The organism is Devosia sp., assembly GCF_017307565.1.
GTDB lineage: Bacteria > Pseudomonadota > Alphaproteobacteria > Rhizobiales > Devosiaceae > Devosia.
In genome coordinates this window covers 1-18901 of sequence record NZ_JAFKHD010000341.1, presented here as the reverse complement: position 1 = coordinate 18901, position 18901 = coordinate 1, and the positions used below count along the sequence as shown (strand labels likewise).

General features: G+C 62.7%; 22 protein-coding genes and 1 pseudogene. 11 read left to right on the top strand and 12 right to left on the bottom strand.

Going from position 1 to position 18901, the window contains the following annotated elements:
• The 4 genes from J0I64_RS13170 to hemC form a co-directional block, all read right to left on the bottom strand.
• The coding region (locus J0I64_RS13170) for a heme biosynthesis HemY N-terminal domain-containing protein (protein ID WP_291408933.1) at positions 1 to 346 on the bottom strand (346 nt) is incomplete at its 3' end.
• Positions 343 to 1596, bottom strand: coding sequence for a hypothetical protein (locus J0I64_RS13165; RefSeq protein ID WP_291408931.1), 1254 nt, complete (start codon positions 1594 to 1596; stop codon positions 343 to 345). The genes J0I64_RS13170 and J0I64_RS13165, both read right to left, overlap by 4 nt.
• Before the next feature lie 25 nt (positions 1597 to 1621).
• On the bottom strand, positions 1622 to 2353 hold the full coding sequence (locus J0I64_RS13160; protein WP_291408929.1) for a uroporphyrinogen-III synthase: 732 nt from the start codon (positions 2351 to 2353) through the stop codon (positions 1622 to 1624).
• Positions 2354 to 2357: 4 nt separating this feature from the next.
• Complete coding sequence (gene hemC / locus J0I64_RS13155; RefSeq protein ID WP_291408926.1) at positions 2358 to 3296, bottom strand: hydroxymethylbilane synthase; 939 nt, start codon at positions 3294 to 3296, stop codon at positions 2358 to 2360.
• Positions 3297 to 3394: 98 nt separating this feature from the next.
• Here hemC and tsaD point away from each other — a divergent pair, with 98 nt between their 5' ends.
• The 4 genes from tsaD to J0I64_RS13135 are packed head-to-tail and all read left to right on the top strand — an operon-like array spanning position 3395 to position 6165.
• Positions 3395 to 4453: a tRNA (adenosine(37)-N6)-threonylcarbamoyltransferase complex transferase subunit TsaD gene (gene tsaD / locus J0I64_RS13150; protein ID WP_291408936.1), complete on the top strand. Its 1059-nt coding sequence runs from the start codon at positions 3395 to 3397 to the stop codon at positions 4451 to 4453.
• Complete coding sequence (locus tag J0I64_RS13145) at positions 4443 to 5429, top strand: NAD(P)H-dependent glycerol-3-phosphate dehydrogenase (RefSeq protein WP_291408925.1); 987 nt, start codon at positions 4443 to 4445, stop codon at positions 5427 to 5429. Before tsaD ends, J0I64_RS13145 begins: the two co-directional genes overlap by 11 nt.
• A 4-nt stretch (positions 5430 to 5433) precedes the next feature.
• Positions 5434 to 5727, top strand: a complete 294-nt coding sequence (locus J0I64_RS13140; protein WP_291408923.1) for a YciI family protein — start codon at positions 5434 to 5436, stop codon at positions 5725 to 5727.
• 3 nt (positions 5728 to 5730) lie between these two features.
• Positions 5731 to 6165, top strand: a complete 435-nt coding sequence (locus J0I64_RS13135; RefSeq protein WP_291408921.1) for an EVE domain-containing protein — start codon at positions 5731 to 5733, stop codon at positions 6163 to 6165.
• 80 nt (positions 6166 to 6245) lie between these two features.
• Here the strand turns inward: J0I64_RS13135 and J0I64_RS13130 are convergent, their stop codons facing one another.
• Positions 6246 to 6545 carry a hypothetical protein gene (locus tag J0I64_RS13130; protein ID WP_291408919.1) on the bottom strand — a complete coding sequence of 100 codons (300 nt, stop codon included), beginning with the start codon at positions 6543 to 6545 and terminating at the stop codon, positions 6246 to 6248.
• 148 nt (positions 6546 to 6693) lie between these two features.
• Here J0I64_RS13130 and rimM point away from each other — a divergent pair, with 148 nt between their 5' ends.
• From rimM to J0I64_RS13110, 4 genes are all read left to right on the top strand, one after another.
• Positions 6694 to 7230, top strand: a complete 537-nt coding sequence (rimM, locus tag J0I64_RS13125; RefSeq protein WP_291408917.1) for a ribosome maturation factor RimM — start codon at positions 6694 to 6696, stop codon at positions 7228 to 7230.
• A 12-nt stretch (positions 7231 to 7242) separates the two neighbouring features.
• Entirely contained in the window at positions 7243 to 7923 is a 681-nt protein-coding gene (trmD, locus tag J0I64_RS13120) for a tRNA (guanosine(37)-N1)-methyltransferase TrmD (RefSeq protein WP_291408915.1), read from the top strand.
• 192 nt (positions 7924 to 8115) lie between these two features.
• Complete coding sequence (gene rplS / locus J0I64_RS13115) at positions 8116 to 8658, top strand: 50S ribosomal protein L19 (protein WP_291408913.1); 543 nt, start codon at positions 8116 to 8118, stop codon at positions 8656 to 8658.
• 191 nt (positions 8659 to 8849) lie between these two features.
• The gene (locus J0I64_RS13110) at positions 8850 to 9662 is read left to right on the top strand and encodes an exodeoxyribonuclease III (RefSeq protein ID WP_291408910.1); all 813 of its coding nucleotides are present in this window, start codon (positions 8850 to 8852) and stop codon (positions 9660 to 9662) included.
• A gap of 110 nt (positions 9663 to 9772) precedes the next feature.
• Here J0I64_RS13110 and J0I64_RS13105 read toward each other — a convergent pair whose 3' ends face one another.
• The 3 genes from J0I64_RS13105 to J0I64_RS13095 all read right to left on the bottom strand — a co-directional run bounded on the left by J0I64_RS13105 (position 9773) and on the right by J0I64_RS13095 (position 11846).
• Positions 9773 to 10225, bottom strand: coding sequence for a Crp/Fnr family transcriptional regulator (locus tag J0I64_RS13105; protein WP_291408908.1), 453 nt, complete (start codon positions 10223 to 10225; stop codon positions 9773 to 9775).
• A 112-nt stretch (positions 10226 to 10337) separates the two neighbouring features.
• Positions 10338 to 11021, bottom strand: a complete 684-nt coding sequence (locus tag J0I64_RS13100) for a response regulator transcription factor (protein ID WP_291408906.1) — start codon at positions 11019 to 11021, stop codon at positions 10338 to 10340.
• Between the two features lie 135 nt (positions 11022 to 11156).
• Complete coding sequence (locus tag J0I64_RS13095; RefSeq protein ID WP_291408904.1) at positions 11157 to 11846, bottom strand: YggS family pyridoxal phosphate-dependent enzyme; 690 nt, start codon at positions 11844 to 11846, stop codon at positions 11157 to 11159.
• 140 nt (positions 11847 to 11986) lie between these two features.
• On the opposite strand from J0I64_RS13095, the gene leuS reads away from it, so the two are divergent.
• From leuS to holA, 3 genes are read left to right on the top strand one after another with little or no spacing between them, the layout of a single operon-like run.
• Positions 11987 to 14599 (top strand): leucine--tRNA ligase, encoded by a 2613-nt coding sequence (gene leuS, locus J0I64_RS13090; RefSeq protein WP_291408902.1) that lies wholly within the window; start codon positions 11987 to 11989, stop codon positions 14597 to 14599.
• Positions 14586 to 15092, top strand: coding sequence for an LPS assembly lipoprotein LptE (gene lptE / locus J0I64_RS13085; protein ID WP_291408900.1), 507 nt, complete (start codon positions 14586 to 14588; stop codon positions 15090 to 15092). The genes leuS and lptE overlap by 14 nt, the downstream gene beginning before the upstream one ends.
• Positions 15089 to 16111: a DNA polymerase III subunit delta gene (gene holA / locus J0I64_RS13080; protein WP_291408898.1), complete on the top strand. Its 1023-nt coding sequence runs from the start codon at positions 15089 to 15091 to the stop codon at positions 16109 to 16111. Before lptE ends, holA begins: the two co-directional genes overlap by 4 nt.
• A 96-nt stretch (positions 16112 to 16207) precedes the next feature.
• Here holA and J0I64_RS13075 read toward each other — a convergent pair whose 3' ends face one another.
• From J0I64_RS13075 to J0I64_RS13060, 4 genes and pseudogenes are all read right to left on the bottom strand, one after another.
• Entirely contained in the window at positions 16208 to 17083 is an 876-nt protein-coding gene (locus J0I64_RS13075) for a ParB/RepB/Spo0J family partition protein (protein ID WP_291408896.1), read from the bottom strand.
• 10 nt (positions 17084 to 17093) lie between these two features.
• Complete coding sequence (locus J0I64_RS13070; protein ID WP_291408893.1) at positions 17094 to 17894, bottom strand: ParA family protein; 801 nt, start codon at positions 17892 to 17894, stop codon at positions 17094 to 17096.
• Positions 17895 to 17917: 23 nt separating this feature from the next.
• A complete protein-coding gene (gene rsmG / locus J0I64_RS13065) occupies positions 17918 to 18565 on the bottom strand; it encodes a 16S rRNA (guanine(527)-N(7))-methyltransferase RsmG (protein ID WP_291408891.1) in 648 nt (215 codons plus the stop codon).
• Positions 18565 to 18901, bottom strand: a pseudogene (locus J0I64_RS13060) (tRNA uridine-5-carboxymethylaminomethyl(34) synthesis enzyme MnmG); the annotation flags it as partial. The gene rsmG and the pseudogene J0I64_RS13060, both read right to left, overlap by 1 nt.

Sequence of the window (18901 nt, the reverse complement as noted above, 5' to 3'; positions counted from 1 at the left end):
CGCGCGCCAGATCCTGCGCCTCGCGAGCCAGCAATCGCGCCCGGGCGGGATCGCCCGACTGCAAGGCAATCACGGCATCGGAGAGGGCTTCGACGCCCTGTTCGCGCCGGCGCGTGGCGCGGCGCCGGGCCATGGCCCGTGGCGCCCCGAAAATCCGCCGCAGCACAGCCCAGACCAAAATGATCAGGGCAGCGGCAAGCAGGAGCAGCACCACCGCCGTGCCAAGGCGCGGCTGCATGCGATAGCCCGCCAGTTCCAGCGTCAGCGTACCCGGCAGGGCCATGAGCCATGCCGCCAGCGCCGCCACGATCAGCGAGCCAATAATCCAGAGCGCGAGACGGATCATGCGCCTTTCCCCCCGGCGAGCGCGGCCTGACGCAGCGCGGACAGGAACACCTGGGCGGCAGCCTGGTTGCCGATCTCAGCGGCTACGGCGCCGGCAGCGCTGCGCATGCTGGGCGGCAAGGCGTCGAGTTCGGTTTTTGCGGCGATGAAATCGCCCCGGCCGATAGCGCCTTCAAGGCGCGCGACCACGGCTTCGGGGCCGTTGCCTTCCACTGCCTCGGTCGGGCGCAGGGCAATGATGCCGCGGAACCAGTCAGAGGTCGCTTCCTGCCAGCCTGAATCGGCGCCAACCGGACGGCCAGCGAGAATATCGGGCAGCACGGCGTTAAAATCACGCGCGATAAGGTCGGGACGCTTGAGCCCGGTCATGGCGCCGGCCAGTACCGGCTCAGGAATAGTGAGATCGGGCAGTGCCTGGCGCAGGGCCGTCACTTCAGCATCATATGCCGTCCCGGTGGCAAAGGCCGTTTCAAAGCCCGAAACGATGAGCGGCAATCTGAGCTGCCCCGCCTCGACGGCCGAGCCCTTGCTGATATCGGTTTCGAGCGTCGCCATTTTGGCCGACACGCCATCGAGATCGGCGCGGGTTTGGGCCGATGCCTGGCGCAGCGCCGCCAGATCCGCTTCGAGCGTGGCGATGGCCGCCGCATTCTGTGCCGCCGCATCGTCCGCGGTCCTGGGCGCAGCACCCAGTTCATCGACCCGCGCGCTCAGGGCGGCAATGTCGCCGGCCAACTGGCTCGACGCCGCCGTATCGCTGGCGGGAGCTGCAGCACCCGGATTGGTCTCGAGCCCGGCAACCCGTGCGGTCAGCCGCGCCAGTTCGCCCTGAAGGGTGGACGTGACGGTTTCAAGTTCCGGTACCGCAGCCGACACCGTCGCAATGCGCGGATCGGCCGGTTGTGTTGTCGGCGCGACGGCCGGCCAATAGCCGAGCAGCGCCAGCCCATAGGCCGCACCAAGACCCACGACACCACCGACAAGACCCGCAAGCCAGGCCGTCCCCACACCCGATTCGGTCGTCGCGACGGGCGCGGTCGGCTTAGTCTCGGGCTTTGATTCGGGTTTGGCCGCAGCGCTGGCGGTCGATTCGGGCTTTGCTGCCGGAGTTTCCGGCTTCGAAGCAGCCTGCGGCTTGGCCGTTTCTGCCGGGCGCGCCGTGCCCTCGAGCACCGGCGGCTTTACCGCGCCGGACTTGCCGGCAGGGCTGGTTGGAGTTGCGGCGCTTGTCTTGTCCTTGGGATCAGCCATGTGCCTTCCTTTTTGCCTTGCCCGATCATGACCCAGATTGCTCGCGGGCAAAAGCCAGCGCCAGGGACATCATCGCTTCTTCGTCCGGCCGGTCGGCCAGGTGTACGCGGGTAAAATGGTTGCCGAGCAGGGGCTGCGCGACATTTTCCGAGAGGCAGATCAGCGCCAGATCGCGCTTTTTTGCCGCGCTGAGGTTGGGGCCGACGAGCGAACAGAAAATCTCCGCCGTACGTCGCGAATAGACCAGGGCCGCCTGCAGCGCTCCGCTTTCGAGTTCTGCCAGCATGTCCTCGGGAAAGCGTGATTCGGCGACCATTTCATAAACCACCGCCGTAACCACCATGATGCCATGGGGCGCAAGGGCCCCGGCAAGATCGCCACTGAGATGCCGGCCGGCGGGATAAAACACCGGCCCATCGATACGGGCGAGCGCCATCATCGTCGTCAGGCGCTCAAACGTGCCGCCCGCACTCTGAACCTCGGCAAACCCCAGGGCCCGCGCCTCGTGCGCGGTCCGGTCACCCACCGCAAAGACCGGCAGACGAAGAATGGCTTCGTGCACGCCCTTTTCTTCGAGCGCGCGCAGGGCATTGGTGCTGGTAACGGCCAGTGCCGCAAAGCCTGAAACCGCCGGCAGGTGAAAATCGAGCGTGGCGCGCGTCAGCAGCGGCGCCGCCACCGCGTCGATGCCAAGCGCCGCCAGCCGTTCGATACTGGCCTGGGCATCGGGCTGCGGGCGAGTGACGAGCATACGCATCTGACTAGGCCATCCACTGCTTCAGCCAGTCCGGACCTGCCTGATCAAGGAGAGCCCGACCGACCTTTTCGCCGAGCGCCTGCGCATCGCTACCGCTCGCCTCGGCCCGGAACGTCGTCTGGCCATCAAGGCTGAGAATTTCCCCGCGCAGCGTCAGGCCGGCGCCCTGCCCCGTCGTCAAGGCGCCAACCGGCGTCCTGCATGACCCGTCGAGCACGGCCAGCATAGCCCGCTCGGCGGTGATGGCGGCGTGGGTCTGGGCGTGATCGAGCGCTGCGATCACATCAAGCATGCGACGATCATCGCTGCGGACGGCAAGCCCGATAGCCCCTTGAGCCGGGGCTGGCATAAAATGATCCCGATCGAGCACACCAGTGGCGCGGTGTGCTTCGCCCAGCCGATTGAGCCCGGCCATGGCGAGCAGAGTTGCGTCGGCGACATCATCGGCGAGCTTTTGCAACCGCGTATGCACATTGCCGCGGAAGGGCACGATCTGAAGGTCAGGGCGAAGCCGCAGCGCCTGGGCCGCACGCCGAATCGAGGACGTGCCGAAGCGCGCGCCCTGCGGCAGCCCCTCGATATTCTGTGCCTTGAGGGAGAGAAAAGCGTCGCGCACGTCTTCGCGCTCAAGAAAAGCCGCCAGCGTCATTCCGGCCGGCAGGCCCGTGGCCACGTCCTTGCTTGAATGCACACCGATGTCGACGCGCCCCGAAAGCAGCGCCTCGTCGATTTCCTTGGTGAAGACGCCCTTGCCGCCAATGGTCGCGAGCGAAAGATTGGCGTCCTGGCTGCGATCGCCACCGGTCAGGAACACATCGATCTCGATATCGTCTTCACTGACTCCATGCGCTGCGGACAGCAGGCTGCGCACCAGTTTTGCCTGGGCCATCGCCAGCGGGCTGCCGCGCGTTCCGATCCGGGCAAAGGGGGCTGGCGATTGCATTGTGGCTCTGTCCTAGTGTAGCGAAAACGCGGCGGACGCCTCGCGCCGCCTCACCCTTGGGAGTAGACCAGTTCGTCGTGACCGGGCAAGCGCAAGCCATCATTCTGGGTATCGAGACCAGCTGCGATGAAACCGCCGCATCCGTGGTGGTGCGGGATCAATCCGGCCATGGCACCATTCGTTCCAACGTGGTGCGCAGCCAGCTCGACGAGCATGCCGCCTTTGGTGGCGTGGTGCCAGAGCTCGCCGCACGCGCCCATGTCGAATGGCTCGACCACATCATTGCCCAGGCGATCGAGGAGGCCGGCATCGCCCTGCGCGATATTGACGCGGTCGCGGCCACCGCAGGCCCGGGCCTCATCGGCGGCGTGCTCGTCGGCCTCACCACCGCCAAGGCACTTGCCGCTTCGCTCGACAAACCTCTTATTGCCGTTAATCACCTCGAAGGCCACGCTTTGACCGCGCGGCTGACCAACGGGGTGAAGTTTCCCTACCTGATGCTGCTCGTTTCCGGCGGCCACAGCCAGTTCGTGCTGGTGCGCGGCGTCGGCGACTATGAGCGCTGGGGCGGCACGATTGACGACGCGCTGGGCGAAGCCTTTGACAAGGTCGCGAAACTTTTATCGCTCGGCCACCCCGGCGGTCCGGCCGTCGAGCGCATTGCCCGCGAGGGCGACCCCAAACGCTTCAAGTTTCCCAAACCGCTGCTGCGCGAAGAACGTCTCGATTTCTCCTTCTCGGGCCTCAAGACTGCCGTGCGCCTGCAGGCCGAAGCACTGGCGCCCCTGACGGATCAGGATGTTGCCGATATTGCCGCGAGCTTTCAGGAAACCGTGGCGCAGATCGTCGGCCATCGGGCCCGCCAGGCGCTCGAAAAGTTTGCAGCCGAATTTCCAGGCGAACCGATTCGCCTCGTCGTCGCCGGCGGCGTTGCCGCCAATCGGCGCATCGCCGAGGCCCTGCAGGCACCCTGCACCGCGTTCGGCGCTGAACTTATCGTGCCCCCCATTGCCCTTTGTACCGATAATGGCGCCATGATCGCCTGGGCCGGCGCCGAACGGCTGGCCCTTGAGGATACCGACAGCCTTGCCATCGCCGCGCGTCCGCGCTGGCCTTTGCAGGATGAAGACATGCGGGTGAAAAAGCATGGCGCTTGAGACCGTCACCGTTCTGGGGGGCGGCGCCTGGGGCACCGCCCTGGCGCAGGCCGCAGCCATGGCCGGCCACGAGGTCACCCTGGTGCTGCGCAACGCCGCTCAGGCCGAAGCCCTCAACGCAACCCATATCAACGAAACCGCCCTGCCCGGCCAGGTGCTGCTGCCCGCCATCACCGCTGCAACCGAACCGGCGCCCGCCGACATCTTCATTCTCGCCGTGCCCGCGCAGGCAACGCGAACACTGCTTACATCGCTCGATCCGGAACTGCTGGTCGGCCGGCCGGTGGTGCTTTCGGCAAAGGGCCTCGAAACCGGCACCCTCGCCCGCCAGAGCGAAATTCTGGCCGACATGGCGCCCGCCGCTATCGGCTACGTGCTTTCGGGGCCGAGCTTTGCCGCCGACGTCGCCGCCGGGCGACCGACGGCCGTGACCCTTGCCGGCGACGACGCCAGCGCCACCTCGGCCCTCGCAACCGCCCTCGCCGGTCCCAGTTTCCGCCCCTATGCCGCCGACGACCGCATCGGCGTCGAAATCGCCGGGGCGCTCAAGAACGTCTATGCCCTCGCCTGCGGCGCAGTTGAAGGCGCAAATCTCGGCGCCTCGGCGCGCTCCGCCCTGATTGCCCGCGGCTATGCCGAATTGGCGCGCATGGTCCATGCCCTCGGTGGCTCGGCCCATACACTGACCGGCCTTGCCGGGCTCGGCGACCTCACCCTGACCTGCACCTCGGTGCAGTCGCGAAACTATCAGTTCGGCATGGCGCTCGGGGCCGGCCGGCGCACCGCCGATATTCTGGCGGGCGGCGCCAAGCTGGCCGAGGGCGTGGCCACCGCGCCGGTCGCGGCCGCCCTTGCCAGAAGCCTTGATGTCGATGCGCCCCTGATCGAGGCGGTCGACGCCTTCGTCGCCGGGCGCGCCGATATCGCCACCATAGTCGCGGGCCTGATGTCCCGCCCGCTCAAGAGGGAACACTGACACGATGCTCTACGCCATGATCGCCAAGGACGCGCCCGGCGCGCTGCAGACCCGCCTCGACACCCGCCCGGTGCATCTCGAGCACCTGAAGTCGCTGGGCAAGAAGCTGGTCTTTGCCGGTGCCCTGCTCAATGCCGAAGAGCAGCCGGAAGGCTCGATCGTGATCTTTGAAGCCGCGGACCTAGCCGAAGCCGAAGCCCTGGCTGCCGCCGACCCCTTCGTGCCTGCCGGTGTCTTTTCCAGCTATGAAGTGAAGCGCTGGCGCATCGCCATCAACAACACGTCAGCGGAGCTTTGAACCATGGCCTATTGGCTGATGAAATCGGAACCCGACGTCTTCTCGTTTGACGACCTCATTGCCAAAACCGGTCGCGGCGAAGTCGAGGAGTGGCACGGCGTGCGCAACTATGCGGCGCGCAACAATATGAAGGCGATGGAAGTGGGCGAAGAGGCCTTCTTCTACCACTCCAATATCGGCAAGGAGATCGTCGGCATCATGAAGATCGTGGCCAAGGCTCACCCCGATTCGACGGGTGAGCTGAACGCCAAGGGCGAAGTGGTGTGGGAATGCGTCGACGTGCAGTCGGTAAAACCCTTCGCCCGCCCGGTGACCCTGGCCGAGATCAAGGCGACCGAAGCCCTCGGCAATCTCGAACTGGTCAAGCTCTCGCGCCTTTCGGTGTCAAAGGTCAGCGAAGAAGAGTGGAAGCTGCTCTGCCAGATGGGTGGCTTGTAAGCGCCCGAATGGCGGGCGCGGTGCCGCGCCCACCTGCCCTCGGCGGTCATGGATTCACGTGAAACGTCCCGGCGAGCCGGCTAGTCGCGCGGCACGAAGGTGAACTCCGCCTCATTGCCGCCCGCCGGATCGTCGGAAACCTCGATGGCCAGCCTGCCCTGCTCGAGCGCGGCAAACCATTCTTCCCAGCTCACCAGCTGAAAGCCATCGATGCGGTCGGGGCCCTCATTGCCCTCGGCATTGAGCGCGTCCTGCCCGAAGGTAAGCTGCAAAATGGTGCGAAAACCGGTGCCATCCGGCGTATCCATCATCACGGGATTGCCGCCGCGTGCTTCCGCCCATTCGCGGATGGCCTGGCGATCGGTAAGAATTCTCGACATGACGCTTCTCCTGGGGATCGACTTGCCAGAAGAAAGCCCGATCCCACACAAGGTTCCCGTCTTGCGCCACACCGTTTGCGCGAAAGCCCAAGCCTGCTAATTGTCCCTTCTGTTCGCGCCGCGGCGGACAAGGAACGAAGGAATAAAAATGGCAGCGCCAGACAACCGTATTCTGATGGGCAAGATCGGCGCCGCTCACGGCATCAAGGGTGAAGTGCGCATCACCACCTTTACCGGCGACCCCGAAGCCATTGCCAGCTACGGCCCGCTCGATACCGACCGCGAGGGCCTGACGGTCACCATCGAGACCGCGCGCCTCAACAAGAACGTGCTGGTCGCCCGCCTCAAGGACGTGCGCGATCGCGACGACGCCGAGCGCCTCAATGGCGTTTCCCTGTTCATCGACCGTAGCCGCCTGCCCGATCCGGACGACGAGGACGATTTCTATCACGCCGACCTCATCGGCCTTGATGCCCGGCTCGATACGGGCGTCAGCATCGGTGCGGTCTCGGCCCTTCTCAATTACGGCGCCGGCGACCTCATCGAAGTGCGCGACCCGCGCTCGGGCGACACTTTCCTCTATCCCTTCAGCAAGGCCGTGGTTCCCACCATTCGCATCGCCGAGGGTTTTCTCGTCATCGTTCCGCCGATCGAGGCCGACCCGGGCGAGGAAGAGCCGGACTGAGCGGATAGACCCATGTTCTCGGCCGATATCATCACCCTCTTCCCCGATCTGTTCCCGGGGCCGCTCGGCGCCTCCGTGCTGGGCCGCGGCATGGCCGATGGCCTCTGGACGCTACGGGCCAACCACCTGCGGGACTTTGCCACCGACAAGCACCGCACGGTCGACGACACGCCCTCGGGCGGCGGCGCCGGCATGGTGTTGAAGCCCGATATCCTCGCCAAAGCCATAGACACCGTGGCACCCGCCGATGATCCGCGCCCGCGCATCCTCATGTCGCCGCGCGGAAAGCCGCTGACCCAGGCCCGCGCCCATGAGCTCGCTATCGGCCCCGGCGCAGTCATCGTCTGCGGCCGCTTCGAAGGGGTCGACCAGCGCGTCATCGACTCGCGAAATCTCGAGGAAATTTCCATAGGCGACTATGTTCTTGCCGGCGGCGAAGTCGCCGCCATGGTGCTGCTCGAAGCTGTGGTCCGTCTCATTCCCGGCGTTCTCGGCGCACTGGACAGCCGCGACGAGGAAAGTTTTGAGAATGGACTTCTGGAATATCCCCACTATACCCGGCCCCAGACCTTTGAAGGCACCGATATCCCCGCAGTGCTGACCTCAGGCGACCACGCCAGGATCGCCAGGTGGCGTCACGAGCAGTCACTGGCCCTGACGCGGGCCCGGCGGCCAGACCTCATGAAGGACTGACGGCCAAAAGACCCAAAACGCTGGACTCTCCGAGCGTTTTACCCTATGAGCCGCCCATTCGTACGCTCGGGGTCGGACCCGACGGGCGAGAAGACCAAAAAGACTACCCTCCGTAAAAAACCAAGACCGGGCGACGGGACCCTCCGGGGTCCGCACAGAGTCGCTCCTAGAAAAGATCAGAACGGATCGAAAATGAGCAAGATTATCGAGCAGTTGGAGGCCGAACAGGTCGCCCTGCAGACCAGCAAGCGCGAACTCCCGGAATTCACCCATGGCGATACCGTCAAGGTGTGGGTCAAGATTCGCGAAGGCGACAAGGAACGTCTCCAGGCCTATGAAGGCGTGGTGATCGCCCGCTCCGGCGGCGGCATCATGGAAAGCTTCACCGTGCGCAAGATTTCGTACGGCGAAGGCGTGGAACGCGTTTTCCCGATCCACTCGCCCAACATCGCTTCTATCGAAGTGATCAAGCGCGGTAAGGTCCGTCGCGCCAAGCTCTACTACCTGCGTGATCGTCGCGGTAAGTCGGCTCGTATTTTCGAATCGACCAACGCTCGTACCCGCAAGATCGAAGCTGGCGAACGCGAAGCTGCCCTGGCCGCCCGCGAAGCTCGCGAAGCTGAAAAGATCGCCGCTGCCGAAGCCTTTGCCGCCGAACAGGCTGCCAAGGACGCGGAAGCCGCAGCAGTAGCCGCTGCCGCAGCCAGCGCTGAAGGCGAAGCCAAGAGCGAATAAGCTCAGGCTAGCGTTCAAGATTGAAGCCCGGCCGCAAGGTCGGGCTTTTTTTGTTGATTCACGTGGAACGTCGAGCCCCTGACACCCAACGTCAGCAGTCCACCCTGCCCTGCCATTTCCGGCTTTACCCCCGGCCCGGCTTGGTCCAAAAGTGCCTCGGCCCCCAAGCCCGCACCAACCCGGATCTCCCCATGACCCTCTCTGTCGTCACCTGGAACATCAATTCGGTTCGCCTGCGCCTCGACATGGTGCTGGACTTTCTGCGCCAGTATCAGCCCGACGTGCTGATGCTGCAGGAGATCAAGTGCACCAATGACCAGTTCCCGCGGAATGCCTTCATCGAGAACGGCTATCCGCACATGGCTGTGCATGGGCAGAAGGGCTATCACGGGGTTGCTGTCGTCTCGAAATTCCCGCTGACCGACATTTCAAGTCGCGTTTTCTGCGAGATCCCCGAATCACGCCACATCTCGGCGCTGGTCGATATGGGGCACGGCCCGTTCACGCTGCACAATTTCTACATCCCGGCCGGCGGCGATGAGCCCGATCCCGAGATCAACCCCAAATTCAAGCACAAGCTGGGGTTCCTCTCGGAGCTGAAGACCTGGTTCAACGAGCCGATCTTCCAGCGCGGACACCTGATTGCCGGCGATTTCAACATCGCTCCGCACGAGAACGACGTCTGGAGCCACAAGCAGCTCCTCAAGATCGTCAGCCACACCCCGGTCGAAACCGAAGCGCTCAACGGCCTGCTCACCGGCGGCCATGGCTGGGTCGATCTGGTGCGCAAGCACGTGCCCTACGACCAGAAGCTCTATTCCTGGTGGAGCTATCGCAGCGCCGACTGGAACGCCGCCGACAAGGGCCGCCGCCTTGACCACATCTGGTCCACCGCCGACCTCGCCGAACGCTCTATTGGGGCCGAAATCATCCGCCCCGCCCGCGGCTGGACCGACAAGCCCTCGGACCACGTGCCGGTGATTGCACGGTTCGCGAAGCCCTGAGGCTTCCGCACCCACGGTGTCATTCCCGCGAAAGCAGGAATCTCGGTTTCTGGCGCTCTAAGCAAAAATCCCCGCTTTCGCGGAGATGACACGGCGCCGGACTGGCAAAGCTACTTCGACTTCATCTTGCGCTTCAGCGGATCAAGCGCGTTGAGATAGCCATTCAGCTCGCGCTCGATCCTTTGCGCCGCTTTCTGAGCCAGCTCAGGATATTGCCGCACAAGCTTGAGAAAAGCCGCCCGCGGCACGAAAAGCAGCTCGCAATCGGTCACTGCAGTAATGGTCACCGGCCGCGGTTTGTCGAGAATCAGCGCCATGGGCGAAATGATGCTGCCCGGCTCGGAGAGGGCATAGGGCTTGCCGGCCTCGACGCCCTCATTGCGCGCCTTGAGCGTGCCTTCAATGAGAACATAGGCACCCTCGGGCACATCACCGGCCTTGTAGATGATCTCGTCTGCTTCGACATGACGGCGATCACTGGCAAAGCCCAGCATCCGCCGCTGCTCGTCATCGCACATCATGAAAAAGTCGGCCCGCGCCAGAATGGCGGCCGCGTCGTCCATTCTCATCGCCACAGACCCAAATGCGCCCTGCCCGCCGAAAAGTTTCCGGCGGGTCAACGCTTCTGTCTATAGGGCAGTTTTTCCTCGGAATGAACACCCCAGACGCGGATGATTAGGGAACGAGGCGATATCCCCCGTCTTCCGTCACCAGAAGCCGTGCATTGGAGGGATCGCGCTCGATCTTCTGACGCAGGCGGTAGATATGGGTCTCAAGCGTGTGCGTGGTCACCCGGTTGTTATAACCCCAGACTTCCTTGAGCAGCACATCGCGCGTGATGGTCTTGGGGCCCTGGCGGTAAAGATACTTCAGGATCGAAGTTTCCTTGTCCGTCAGCCGCACCTTGGTGCCGTCACTGGTTTCCAGCATCTTGGCCGCCGGCTGGAAATTGTACTGGCCGATAGTGAAAACCGCGTCCTCGCTCTGGTCATGCTGGCGCAGCGCCGCATTGATGCGGGCGAGCAGCACCGGAAAGCGGAAAGGTTTGGTCAGATAGTCATTGGCGCCCGAATCAAGGCCCTTGATCTCGTCTGCCTCGGTATCGTGCCCGGTCAGCATCAGCACCGGGCTCTTAAAACCCTCCTGGCGCATCTGCTTGACGGCGTCGCGGCCGTCCATATCCGGGAGGCCAACATCGAGGATGGTCAGCTCGACATTGCTTTCCCGCAGGGCTTTCAGCGCCTCGCCGGCGGTTCCGGCTTCGACGATGTCGAATTCGGGCTGACCCTTGAGCTGGTCGACCAAGGTTTCGCGCAGGTCCGCATCGTCGTCCACAACAAGGATGCGTCGCTTATTCATTGCCATCTCCGGATTTTTCCATTTGGCCGACCAAAATCACATCATTGCGACCTGTTTTCGGCCTGCCAATCACATCGACGTTATTCGGCTTTGAGAAACGCCAGCTCATTGGAAAAAGTTGCAGCGACAAAGACCTTATTGTGCCGCGACAGCGCGCCGGCCAAAGAGCGCCGAGCCCACCCGGACATGGGTCGCACCCATGGCAATAGCGGTCTCGAAATCCCCGCTCATGCCCATGGAGAGTTTTGCGACCCCCGCCTGCTTCGCCAACGCCGATAGATGAGCAAAATAGGGCCCGGCCGGCTGGCCATCGGGCGGAATGCACATCAGCCCCACGATATCGAGCCCGTGGACCTCACGGCAGCGTCGAACGAACTCGACCGTCTCGTCGATGGGGATCCCGGCCTTCTGCTCCTCGCCGCCGATATTGACCTGCACGAAGCACGGCAGGCGCTTGCCGGCCCGCTGCATTTCCTCGGCCAGAACACCGGCGAGCTTTTCGCGATCGACCGTCTCGATGACATCGAACAGCGCCACCGCTTCACGCGCCTTGTTGGTCTGCAGCGGCCCGATCAGGTGCAGCGTGACATCAGAAAAAACCGCGCGCAGCCCGGGCCACTTTTCCTTGGCCTCCTGCACGCGATTCTCGCCAAAAACGCGCTGCCCGGCCTCGAGAAAGGGCCGCACCGCCTCGGCATCAAACGTCTTCGAGACAGCGACAAGCTCGACCGTTTCAGGGGGCGCACCGAAACGGCGCCGGGCGTTTTCCATGCGAGTTCTGATGTAGTCGAGCGCCACGTGGGCGCTGTTGACGTGATCGGCCATGAGAAGGCCCCGTTTCTGTTGACCTTGAGGGGGATTTCTGGTGATGGTCCGGTAGCCAAAATCCCCGAAAAGCGCAAGCTGGGCCGGCCCTTGCAGGTCTTGGCAGCGCATCCGGTAGACAAATTTTCAAGGACGAGCAAGTGAGCGGCGAACGCTACAATCCGCGCGAAAGCGAACCGAAATGGCAGAAGATCTGGGACGATGCGAAGAGCTTTGTCACCGCCAATGACGATCCGCGCGAGCCCTACTACGTCCTAGAAATGTTCCCCTACCCGTCGGGGCGCATCCATATGGGCCACGTGCGCAACTATTCCATGGGCGATGTCGTGGCGCGCTACTATCGCGCCCGCGGCCGCAATGTGTTGCACCCCATGGGCTGGGACGCCTTTGGCCTGCCGGCCGAAAACGCCGCCATCGAGCGCAAGACCCATCCGGGCACCTGGACCTACCAGAACATCGAGGCGATGAAGGCCCAGCTGAAATCGATGGGCCTGTCCATCGACTGGACCCGTGAATTCGCCACCTGCTCGCCCGAATATTACCAGCACCAGCAGGCGCTGTTCATCGACATGCTCGAAGCGGGCCTGATCACCCGTAAGAACTCCAAGGTGAACTGGGACCCGGTCGACATGACCGTGCTCGCCAATGAGCAGGTCATAGATGGCAAGGGCTGGCGCTCCGGCGCTGTCGTGGAACAGCGCGAGCTGACCCAGTGGTTCTTCAAGATTTCCGATTTTGCCGAAGACCTGCTTGAAGCTCTCGACACCCTGACCGAGTGGCCAGAAAAAGTCCGCACCATGCAGCGCAATTGGATCGGCAAGTCCGAAGGCCTGCGCCTGCTGTTCGAACTGGCTCCCAGTGACAAGACCGATGCCACCAGCATCGAAGTCTTCACCACGCGCCCCGACACCATTTTCGGCGCCTCCTTCGTCGGCCTTTCGCCCGACCATCCGCTGACGACTGCTTTGGCTGCTAACAATCTTGGTCTGGCCGAATTCGTTGCCGAATGCCATCGCCACGGCACGGCGACGGAAACGCTGGAAAAGGCCGAAAAGCAGGGTTTTGATACCGGTCTCCGCGTCAAGCACCCGGTTATCGAAGGCCAGACGCTGCCGGTCTATGTCGCCAATTTCATCCTCATGGATTATGGCACCGGTGCCATTTTCGGCTGCCCGGCGCACGATCAGCGCGACCTCGACCTCGCCCGCAAATATGGCCTTTCCGTCATCCCCGTCGTGCTACCGCAGGGCGCCGACCCGGCAACCTTCGAAGTCGGCGACGAAGCCTATGTTGACGCTGGCAACATTTTTAATTCCGGTTTCCTCGACGGCCTCTCCATCGACGACGCCAAGAAGAAGATCGCCGAGCATTTTGGTGCCCGCACGGTCGACGGCAAGCCGCAGGGCAAGGTGGAAGTGAACTACCGCCTCCGCGACTGGGGCATTTCGCGCCAGCGCTATTGGGGCTGCCCGATCCCGGTCATCCACTGCGAAGTCTGCGGCACCATTCCTGTGCCGAAGAAGGACCTGCCGGTCCGCCTGCCCGACGACGTCACTTTCGACAAGCCGGGCAATGCGCTCGACCACCATCCGACCTGGAAGCACGTCCACTGCCCGCAGTGCGGCGCTTCGGCGCGCCGTGAAACCGACACCATGGACACCTTTGTCGATAGTTCTTGGTATTTCGCGCGCTTCACTGCACCCCATGCCGATACGCCGACCATTCCGGCCGTCGCCAATCGCTGGCTGCCGGTCGACCAGTATATCGGCGGTGTCGAGCACGCGATTTTGCACCTGCTCTATTCGCGCTTCTTCACCCGCGCCATGAAGGCGACCGGGCATGTCGATATCAGCGAACCGTTCAAGGGCCTCTTCACCCAGGGCATGGTCACGCATGAGACCTACAAGTCCGAAGCCGGTGATTGGGTGAACCCCACCGACATCGTCATCGAGACCTCTGGCGACACCCGCACCGCCCGCGACCTCAAGACCGGTGCGCCCGTGAGCATCGGTTCGGTCGAAAAGATGAGCAAGTCCAAGAAGAACGTCGTCGATCCAGATGAGATCGTTGGCACTTATGGGGCCGATACCGCCCGCTGGTTCATGCTCTCGGATTCGCCGCCGGAACGCGACGTACAATGGACCGAAGCCGGCGTCGAAGGCGCCAGTCGTTTCCAGCAGCGCGTGTGGCGTTTGGTCAATGAAGCGATCGAAATTTCGAAACAGTCTTCTGAGACTGTTTCTCAGAACGATGCAGCCGATGCCTTGGCCCTGCGCCGGATCATCCATCGCTCGGTCCATGGCATCGCCCAGGACATCGAAGGCCTGCGCTTCAACCGCGCCGTCGCCCAGATTTACGAACTGACCAACGCCCTCACCAAGGCCCTGGGCAACAATCTGGGTCCCGCCCTGCAGGCCGCGCTCGCAGAAGGCGTTGAAAGCCTGACGATTCTTCTCAGCCCCATGATGCCGCACCTCTCGGAAGCCTGCTGGGAACTGCTCGGAAAGTCCGGCCTGGTGGCTGATGCCAGCTGGCCTGCGGTCGATCCGGCACTGCTGGTCGATGACGAAGTGACCCTGCCCATTCAGATCAATGGCAAGCGCCGCAGCGAAATCACGGTGCCCAAGGGCCTTCCTGCCGCAGAAGTTGAAGAACGCGTCTTGTCACTCGACGAAGTTGTCCGCATTCTGGACGGCAAGGCACCCAAGAAAATCGTCGTGGTCCAGGATAGGATCGTCAATGTTGTCATCTAGGCTGAAGCGCCTTGCCCTGATCGTTCCCCTTGCCCTGGTTTCGGCCGGGCTGGGGGCCTGTTCCTTCCAGCCGGTCTATTCAGGCCGGCTGGCGGAAAACCCGCAGCTGCAGCTCGCCTACGCCGAGCCAACGACGCGGCTGGAGCAGATCGTCTATCAGGAACTGTCCTTCCGCCTCGGCAAGACCACCTCGCCGACCGCCCCGCTGATCACCGCAAAAGTGTCGACCAGCGCCGCCGAGCCCTATCTCAGCGCCACGGCCAATCCCAACAAGCCGCGCGAAATGACGGTAACGGCAACCCTCACCATTACCCCGCGCGACGGCGTTGATACCAAGCCGATCACCATTACCCGCACGGCAAAGGCACAGCACACGCGTAGCGGGCAGGTCCTGGCCGACGAAGCCGCGATGATCGAGGCCCAGGAGCGGGCAGCGCGCTCCGTTGCTGAATCGCTTCGCCTCGCCGTTCTGGCGGCCCTCGCCAAGGGATGACCGCACTCAAGGCACATGAGGTCCAGCGCTTTCTGGCGCGTCCGGACCTCACCGAAGGCATTTTTCTGGCCTATGGTCCGGATGGTGGTCTCGTGCGAGAAACCGCACAGCGCCTGATTCGCTATCTGAGCGGCGAAGACCCTGCTTCTGCAGACGTTTTCATCTTCGATGGCCCCGAACTCGATACCGAACCCGGGCGCCTGATAACGGAAGCCCGCAGCATCTCGCTGTTCGGCGGCAAGCGGATCATTCGCGTGCGAAACGCCAGCAAAAGCCTCGTCATGCCGCTCACCGAGCTGCGCGACGATCCCGGCGGCACCGCCATCGTGCTCGAAGCCGGCAATCTGGCGCCACGCGATGCCCTCCGCGCCCTGGTGGAGGCGGCAAAACTCGGCCGCGCCCTGCCCTGCTATCCCGACACCGACGAAACGCTGACCAATCTGATGCGGGAAACCTTCAATCAGGCCGGCATTCGCGTGGATTCCGACGTCGTTCCAACCCTGCGCGAAATTCTCGGCAATGACCGCGAAATTACTCGCCGCGAGCTCGAAAAGCTGACGCTTTTCGCCGCCAGCACCAAATCCCTGACCCGCGAAGACGTCCTCACCCTTTGCGCCGATAACGGCGCCTTGGCCATTGACGCCATTCTCGACGCCACTGGCGGCGGTCATGCGGAAAAGCTCGAAATGGCCCTCAACCGGGCTCTATCCTCGTCAGTGAACCCCCAACAGCTCCTGGCGATGCTCACCAATCACTTTGCCAACCTCCGTCGCTGGCGCGTGGAAGTGGACGGCGGCAAGAGCGCTCGCACGGTGCTCGACAACGTCAAACCCAAACCCCACTTTTCGCGCATCGGCCAGCTAGAGCAGCAGCTCCGCCTCTGGACCGATCCCGCCCTCGCCCAGGCTTCGGACCGCCTGCTGCAAGCCACCAGCGACAGCCGCCGCAAGCCGGCTTTGGCGACCGCGATTCTACACCGAACTACCCTCGCCCTCTGCATGATGGCCGCAACGCATTGATCTCAAACGTGTTTCACGTGGATCATTGCATAAAACGGCAAAAATAAAGGCCCCTACTCGCGTCGGGGCCTTCTTCATTTCGCTATCCTGAGCAGCCTAATTATGCTGCCCAGTGAGCTTGAGACACAGAGCATCAAGCTGCTCGAGCGTCTTGTAGCGGATTTCCACCCTTCCACCCCGCTCGGAATGGTTCAGCGACACCGACAGTCCCAGGACATCGGACAGACGGCGCTCCAGCGCCACCGTATCGGCATCGCGAGCCGGCTCGGCAACCGGCACTTTCCGCGCCGGCACGTCACGCTGCTGGCTCAGCGCCTCTGCCTCACGCACCGAAAGCCCCTTATCGACGATCTGCCGCGCCAGGCCCGACGGGTCTTCAACCGTGATGAGCGTACGCGCATGACCGGCCGTCAGCGTACCGCTCGAGACCATCCCACGCACATCTTCGGGCAGTTTCAACAAGCGTAGCGTATTGGCCACATGCGAACGGCTCTTGCCGATCACCTGCGCCAGATCCTGCTGGGTATATTCGAACTGTTCGATGAGCTGGCCATAACCCATGGCCTCTTCGAGCGGATTAAGGTCGGCACGCTGCACGTTCTCGATGATCGCGAGCTCGAGCGCTTCCTTGTCATCAACCTCGCGGATGATGACCGGAACGTCGTGAAGGCCTGCCTTCTGCGAGGCACGCCAGCGGCGTTCACCGGCGATTAGCTCGAAAATATTCGGGTCATCCGTCGGCCGCACCAGCAGCGGCGACATAACGCCCTTTTCGCGAATCGAATTGGTCAGCTCTTCGAGCTGATCCGGATCGAATGTGCGTCGCGGATTGGCGCGGTTGGCAATGATGAAATCAACGGGCAAGCGTTTGCCGGCCGAACCCGTATCGGTGACGCGGGCGGCTTCCAGAGACGCCATATCGCCAATCAGTGCAGCCAGACCCCGGCCAAGACGTGTGGGTTTGTCGTTCATTCTAGAACTCCTAGGCTGCAACCAGCCGCCGCTCGCGGCGGATGACTTCGGTGGCAAGGCGCAAATAGGCCTGGCTACCCGCGCATTTCAGATCGTAAAGCAAAGCCGGCTTGCCATAGGAGGGCGCTTCGGAAAGCCGTACATTGCGCGGGATGACCGTGTCATAGACCAGGTCGCCCATTTCACTGCGCACGTCGGCAAGCACCTGCTCGCTGAGATTATTGCGCTTGTCGAACATGGTCATCACCACGCCCTGGATAGAGAGGCGCGGATTGAGCGTAGACCGGATCTGCTCAATGGTCTGCAGCAACTGGCTAAGACCTTCGAGTGCAAAGAATTCGCACTGCAGCGGCACCAATACGGCATCGGCTGCAACCAGTGAATTGACGGTGAGCAGATTCAGCGACGGCGGGCAATCGATGAGGATATAGCTCACCGCCTGATCGTTGATCCGCAGGTCAGACAGCTGCTTAAAAGCGTCGCGAAGCTTGAACGCGCGGTCGGCTTGACCCGCAATGGTCAGCTCGACGCCAAGAAGATCCATCGTGGACGGGATAATGGCGACGTTCGGCACGCTCGTCATGATGGCGGCTTCGGCGACACTGGCTTCGCCAACCAGCACGTCATAAGACGAGACTTCGCGATCGTCGCGAGAAATGCCAAGACCCGTCGAGGCATTGCCTTGCGGGTCGAGATCGACAATCAGCACGCGCTCGCCAATGGCCGCAAGCGCCGTCGCCAGATTGATCGCAGTGGTCGTCTTGCCGACGCCACCTTTTTGATTTGCCAGGGTCAGGATACGGGGTGCCAAAGAGAAGGCCTCCAGTTGTGCCGCTAAGACGCTGATTTTCTTTTGAGATTTGTGATCGTCAAGATCACGCCGCCCGGATCAGTGTCACTCTTGTTTACTACCACGTCATAGTGCCAAAGCGCACCCGATTCCGTGAGTTCATCAACATGTTCCCGCCCCTTATGCAGGACGGCCCTTGTTTTTACAGCGAAAAACGGTGCCACCCAATCGCAGAGAAGCGGCAAAGCCGCCAGGGCGCGGGAGGTGATCACGTCCGGTTCCGGTGTTTCACGTGAATCAATCTCGTCGCTGCGCCGGCCGATGACCGTCACATTGAGATCAAGCTCCCGCGCCACGGTCCGCAGGAAACTGACCTTTCGGGCCGTGGGCTCCACCAGAACAAAATGGCGATCAAGCCCCTTGCTGGCGATTGCTAGAGGCAAAGCCGGAAATCCGCCCCCGCTCCCGAGATCAAGAAATTCCCGATCTTCAGGCGAAAGCAGCGACAAAACCTGCAAGCTGTCCGCAAAATGCCGTTCCCAGATTGCTCCCAACGTTTCACGTGAAACAAGATTCTGAACTGCCTGCCACTTCTTCAGCAATGCAGCATAGGATTCCAGATCTCGGCCGACCGCTTCCAACGAGCGACCAAAATGCGCCGCGTATGGCGCAATCGCTTTGTAGTCCGCCATCAACCGGCCTTCCGAATATCGCCACGACGTATCACCGCCAGCAAAAGCGTAACGGCGGCTGGTGTCATGCCATCCATAGCCTGGGCCTGCGCAATAGTCTGCGGTCGGAACTGGCTCAACTTCTGCCGCAGTTCCATCGAAAGTCCGGGAATGGCTTGGTAGTCGAGGTCATCCGGAATCTGTCGCTGCTCATCGCGCCGCATGCTTTCAATGTCCGACTGCTGCCGGTCGAGGTAGACGGCATATTGCGCATCGATGCCCAGCTGCTCCCGAACAGCTTCGGGAATATCCTCAAGGTCGGGCCAGAGCTTTACCACGTCATCCCAGCCCAGAACC

What these genes read in the sequence shown, in the direction of transcription:
- J0I64_RS13135 (WP_291408921.1), top strand. Translation starts at nt 5,731, where the DNA reads ATGGCCTATTGGCTGATGAAATCGGAACCCGACGTCTTCTCGTTTGAC.
- J0I64_RS13165 (WP_291408931.1), bottom strand. Translation starts at nt 1,596, where the DNA reads ATGGCTGATCCCAAGGACAAGACAAGCGCCGCAACTCCAACCAGCCCT.
- J0I64_RS13075 (WP_291408896.1), bottom strand. Translation starts at nt 17,083, where the DNA reads ATGAACGACAAACCCACACGTCTTGGCCGGGGTCTGGCTGCACTGATT.
- J0I64_RS13105 (WP_291408908.1), bottom strand. Translation starts at nt 10,225, where the DNA reads ATGGACGACGCGGCCGCCATTCTGGCGCGGGCCGACTTTTTCATGATG.
- rsmG (WP_291408891.1), bottom strand. Translation starts at nt 18,565, where the DNA reads ATGGCGGACTACAAAGCGATTGCGCCATACGCGGCGCATTTTGGTCGC.
- J0I64_RS13095 (WP_291408904.1), bottom strand. Translation starts at nt 11,846, where the DNA reads ATGGCCGATCACGTCAACAGCGCCCACGTGGCGCTCGACTACATCAGA.
- rplS (WP_291408913.1), top strand. Translation starts at nt 8,116, where the DNA reads ATGAGCAAGATTATCGAGCAGTTGGAGGCCGAACAGGTCGCCCTGCAG.
- holA (WP_291408898.1), top strand. Translation starts at nt 15,089, where the DNA reads ATGACCGCACTCAAGGCACATGAGGTCCAGCGCTTTCTGGCGCGTCCG.
- trmD (WP_291408915.1), top strand. Translation starts at nt 7,243, where the DNA reads ATGTTCTCGGCCGATATCATCACCCTCTTCCCCGATCTGTTCCCGGGG.
- J0I64_RS13145 (WP_291408925.1), top strand. Translation starts at nt 4,443, where the DNA reads ATGGCGCTTGAGACCGTCACCGTTCTGGGGGGCGGCGCCTGGGGCACC.
- J0I64_RS13100 (WP_291408906.1), bottom strand. Translation starts at nt 11,021, where the DNA reads ATGAATAAGCGACGCATCCTTGTTGTGGACGACGATGCGGACCTGCGC.
- rimM (WP_291408917.1), top strand. Translation starts at nt 6,694, where the DNA reads ATGGCAGCGCCAGACAACCGTATTCTGATGGGCAAGATCGGCGCCGCT.
- J0I64_RS13110 (WP_291408910.1), top strand. Translation starts at nt 8,850, where the DNA reads ATGACCCTCTCTGTCGTCACCTGGAACATCAATTCGGTTCGCCTGCGC.
- hemC (WP_291408926.1), bottom strand. Translation starts at nt 3,296, where the DNA reads ATGCAATCGCCAGCCCCCTTTGCCCGGATCGGAACGCGCGGCAGCCCG.
- J0I64_RS13130 (WP_291408919.1), bottom strand. Translation starts at nt 6,545, where the DNA reads ATGTCGAGAATTCTTACCGATCGCCAGGCCATCCGCGAATGGGCGGAA.
- J0I64_RS13160 (WP_291408929.1), bottom strand. Translation starts at nt 2,353, where the DNA reads ATGCGTATGCTCGTCACTCGCCCGCAGCCCGATGCCCAGGCCAGTATC.
- lptE (WP_291408900.1), top strand. Translation starts at nt 14,586, where the DNA reads ATGTTGTCATCTAGGCTGAAGCGCCTTGCCCTGATCGTTCCCCTTGCC.
- J0I64_RS13140 (WP_291408923.1), top strand. Translation starts at nt 5,434, where the DNA reads ATGCTCTACGCCATGATCGCCAAGGACGCGCCCGGCGCGCTGCAGACC.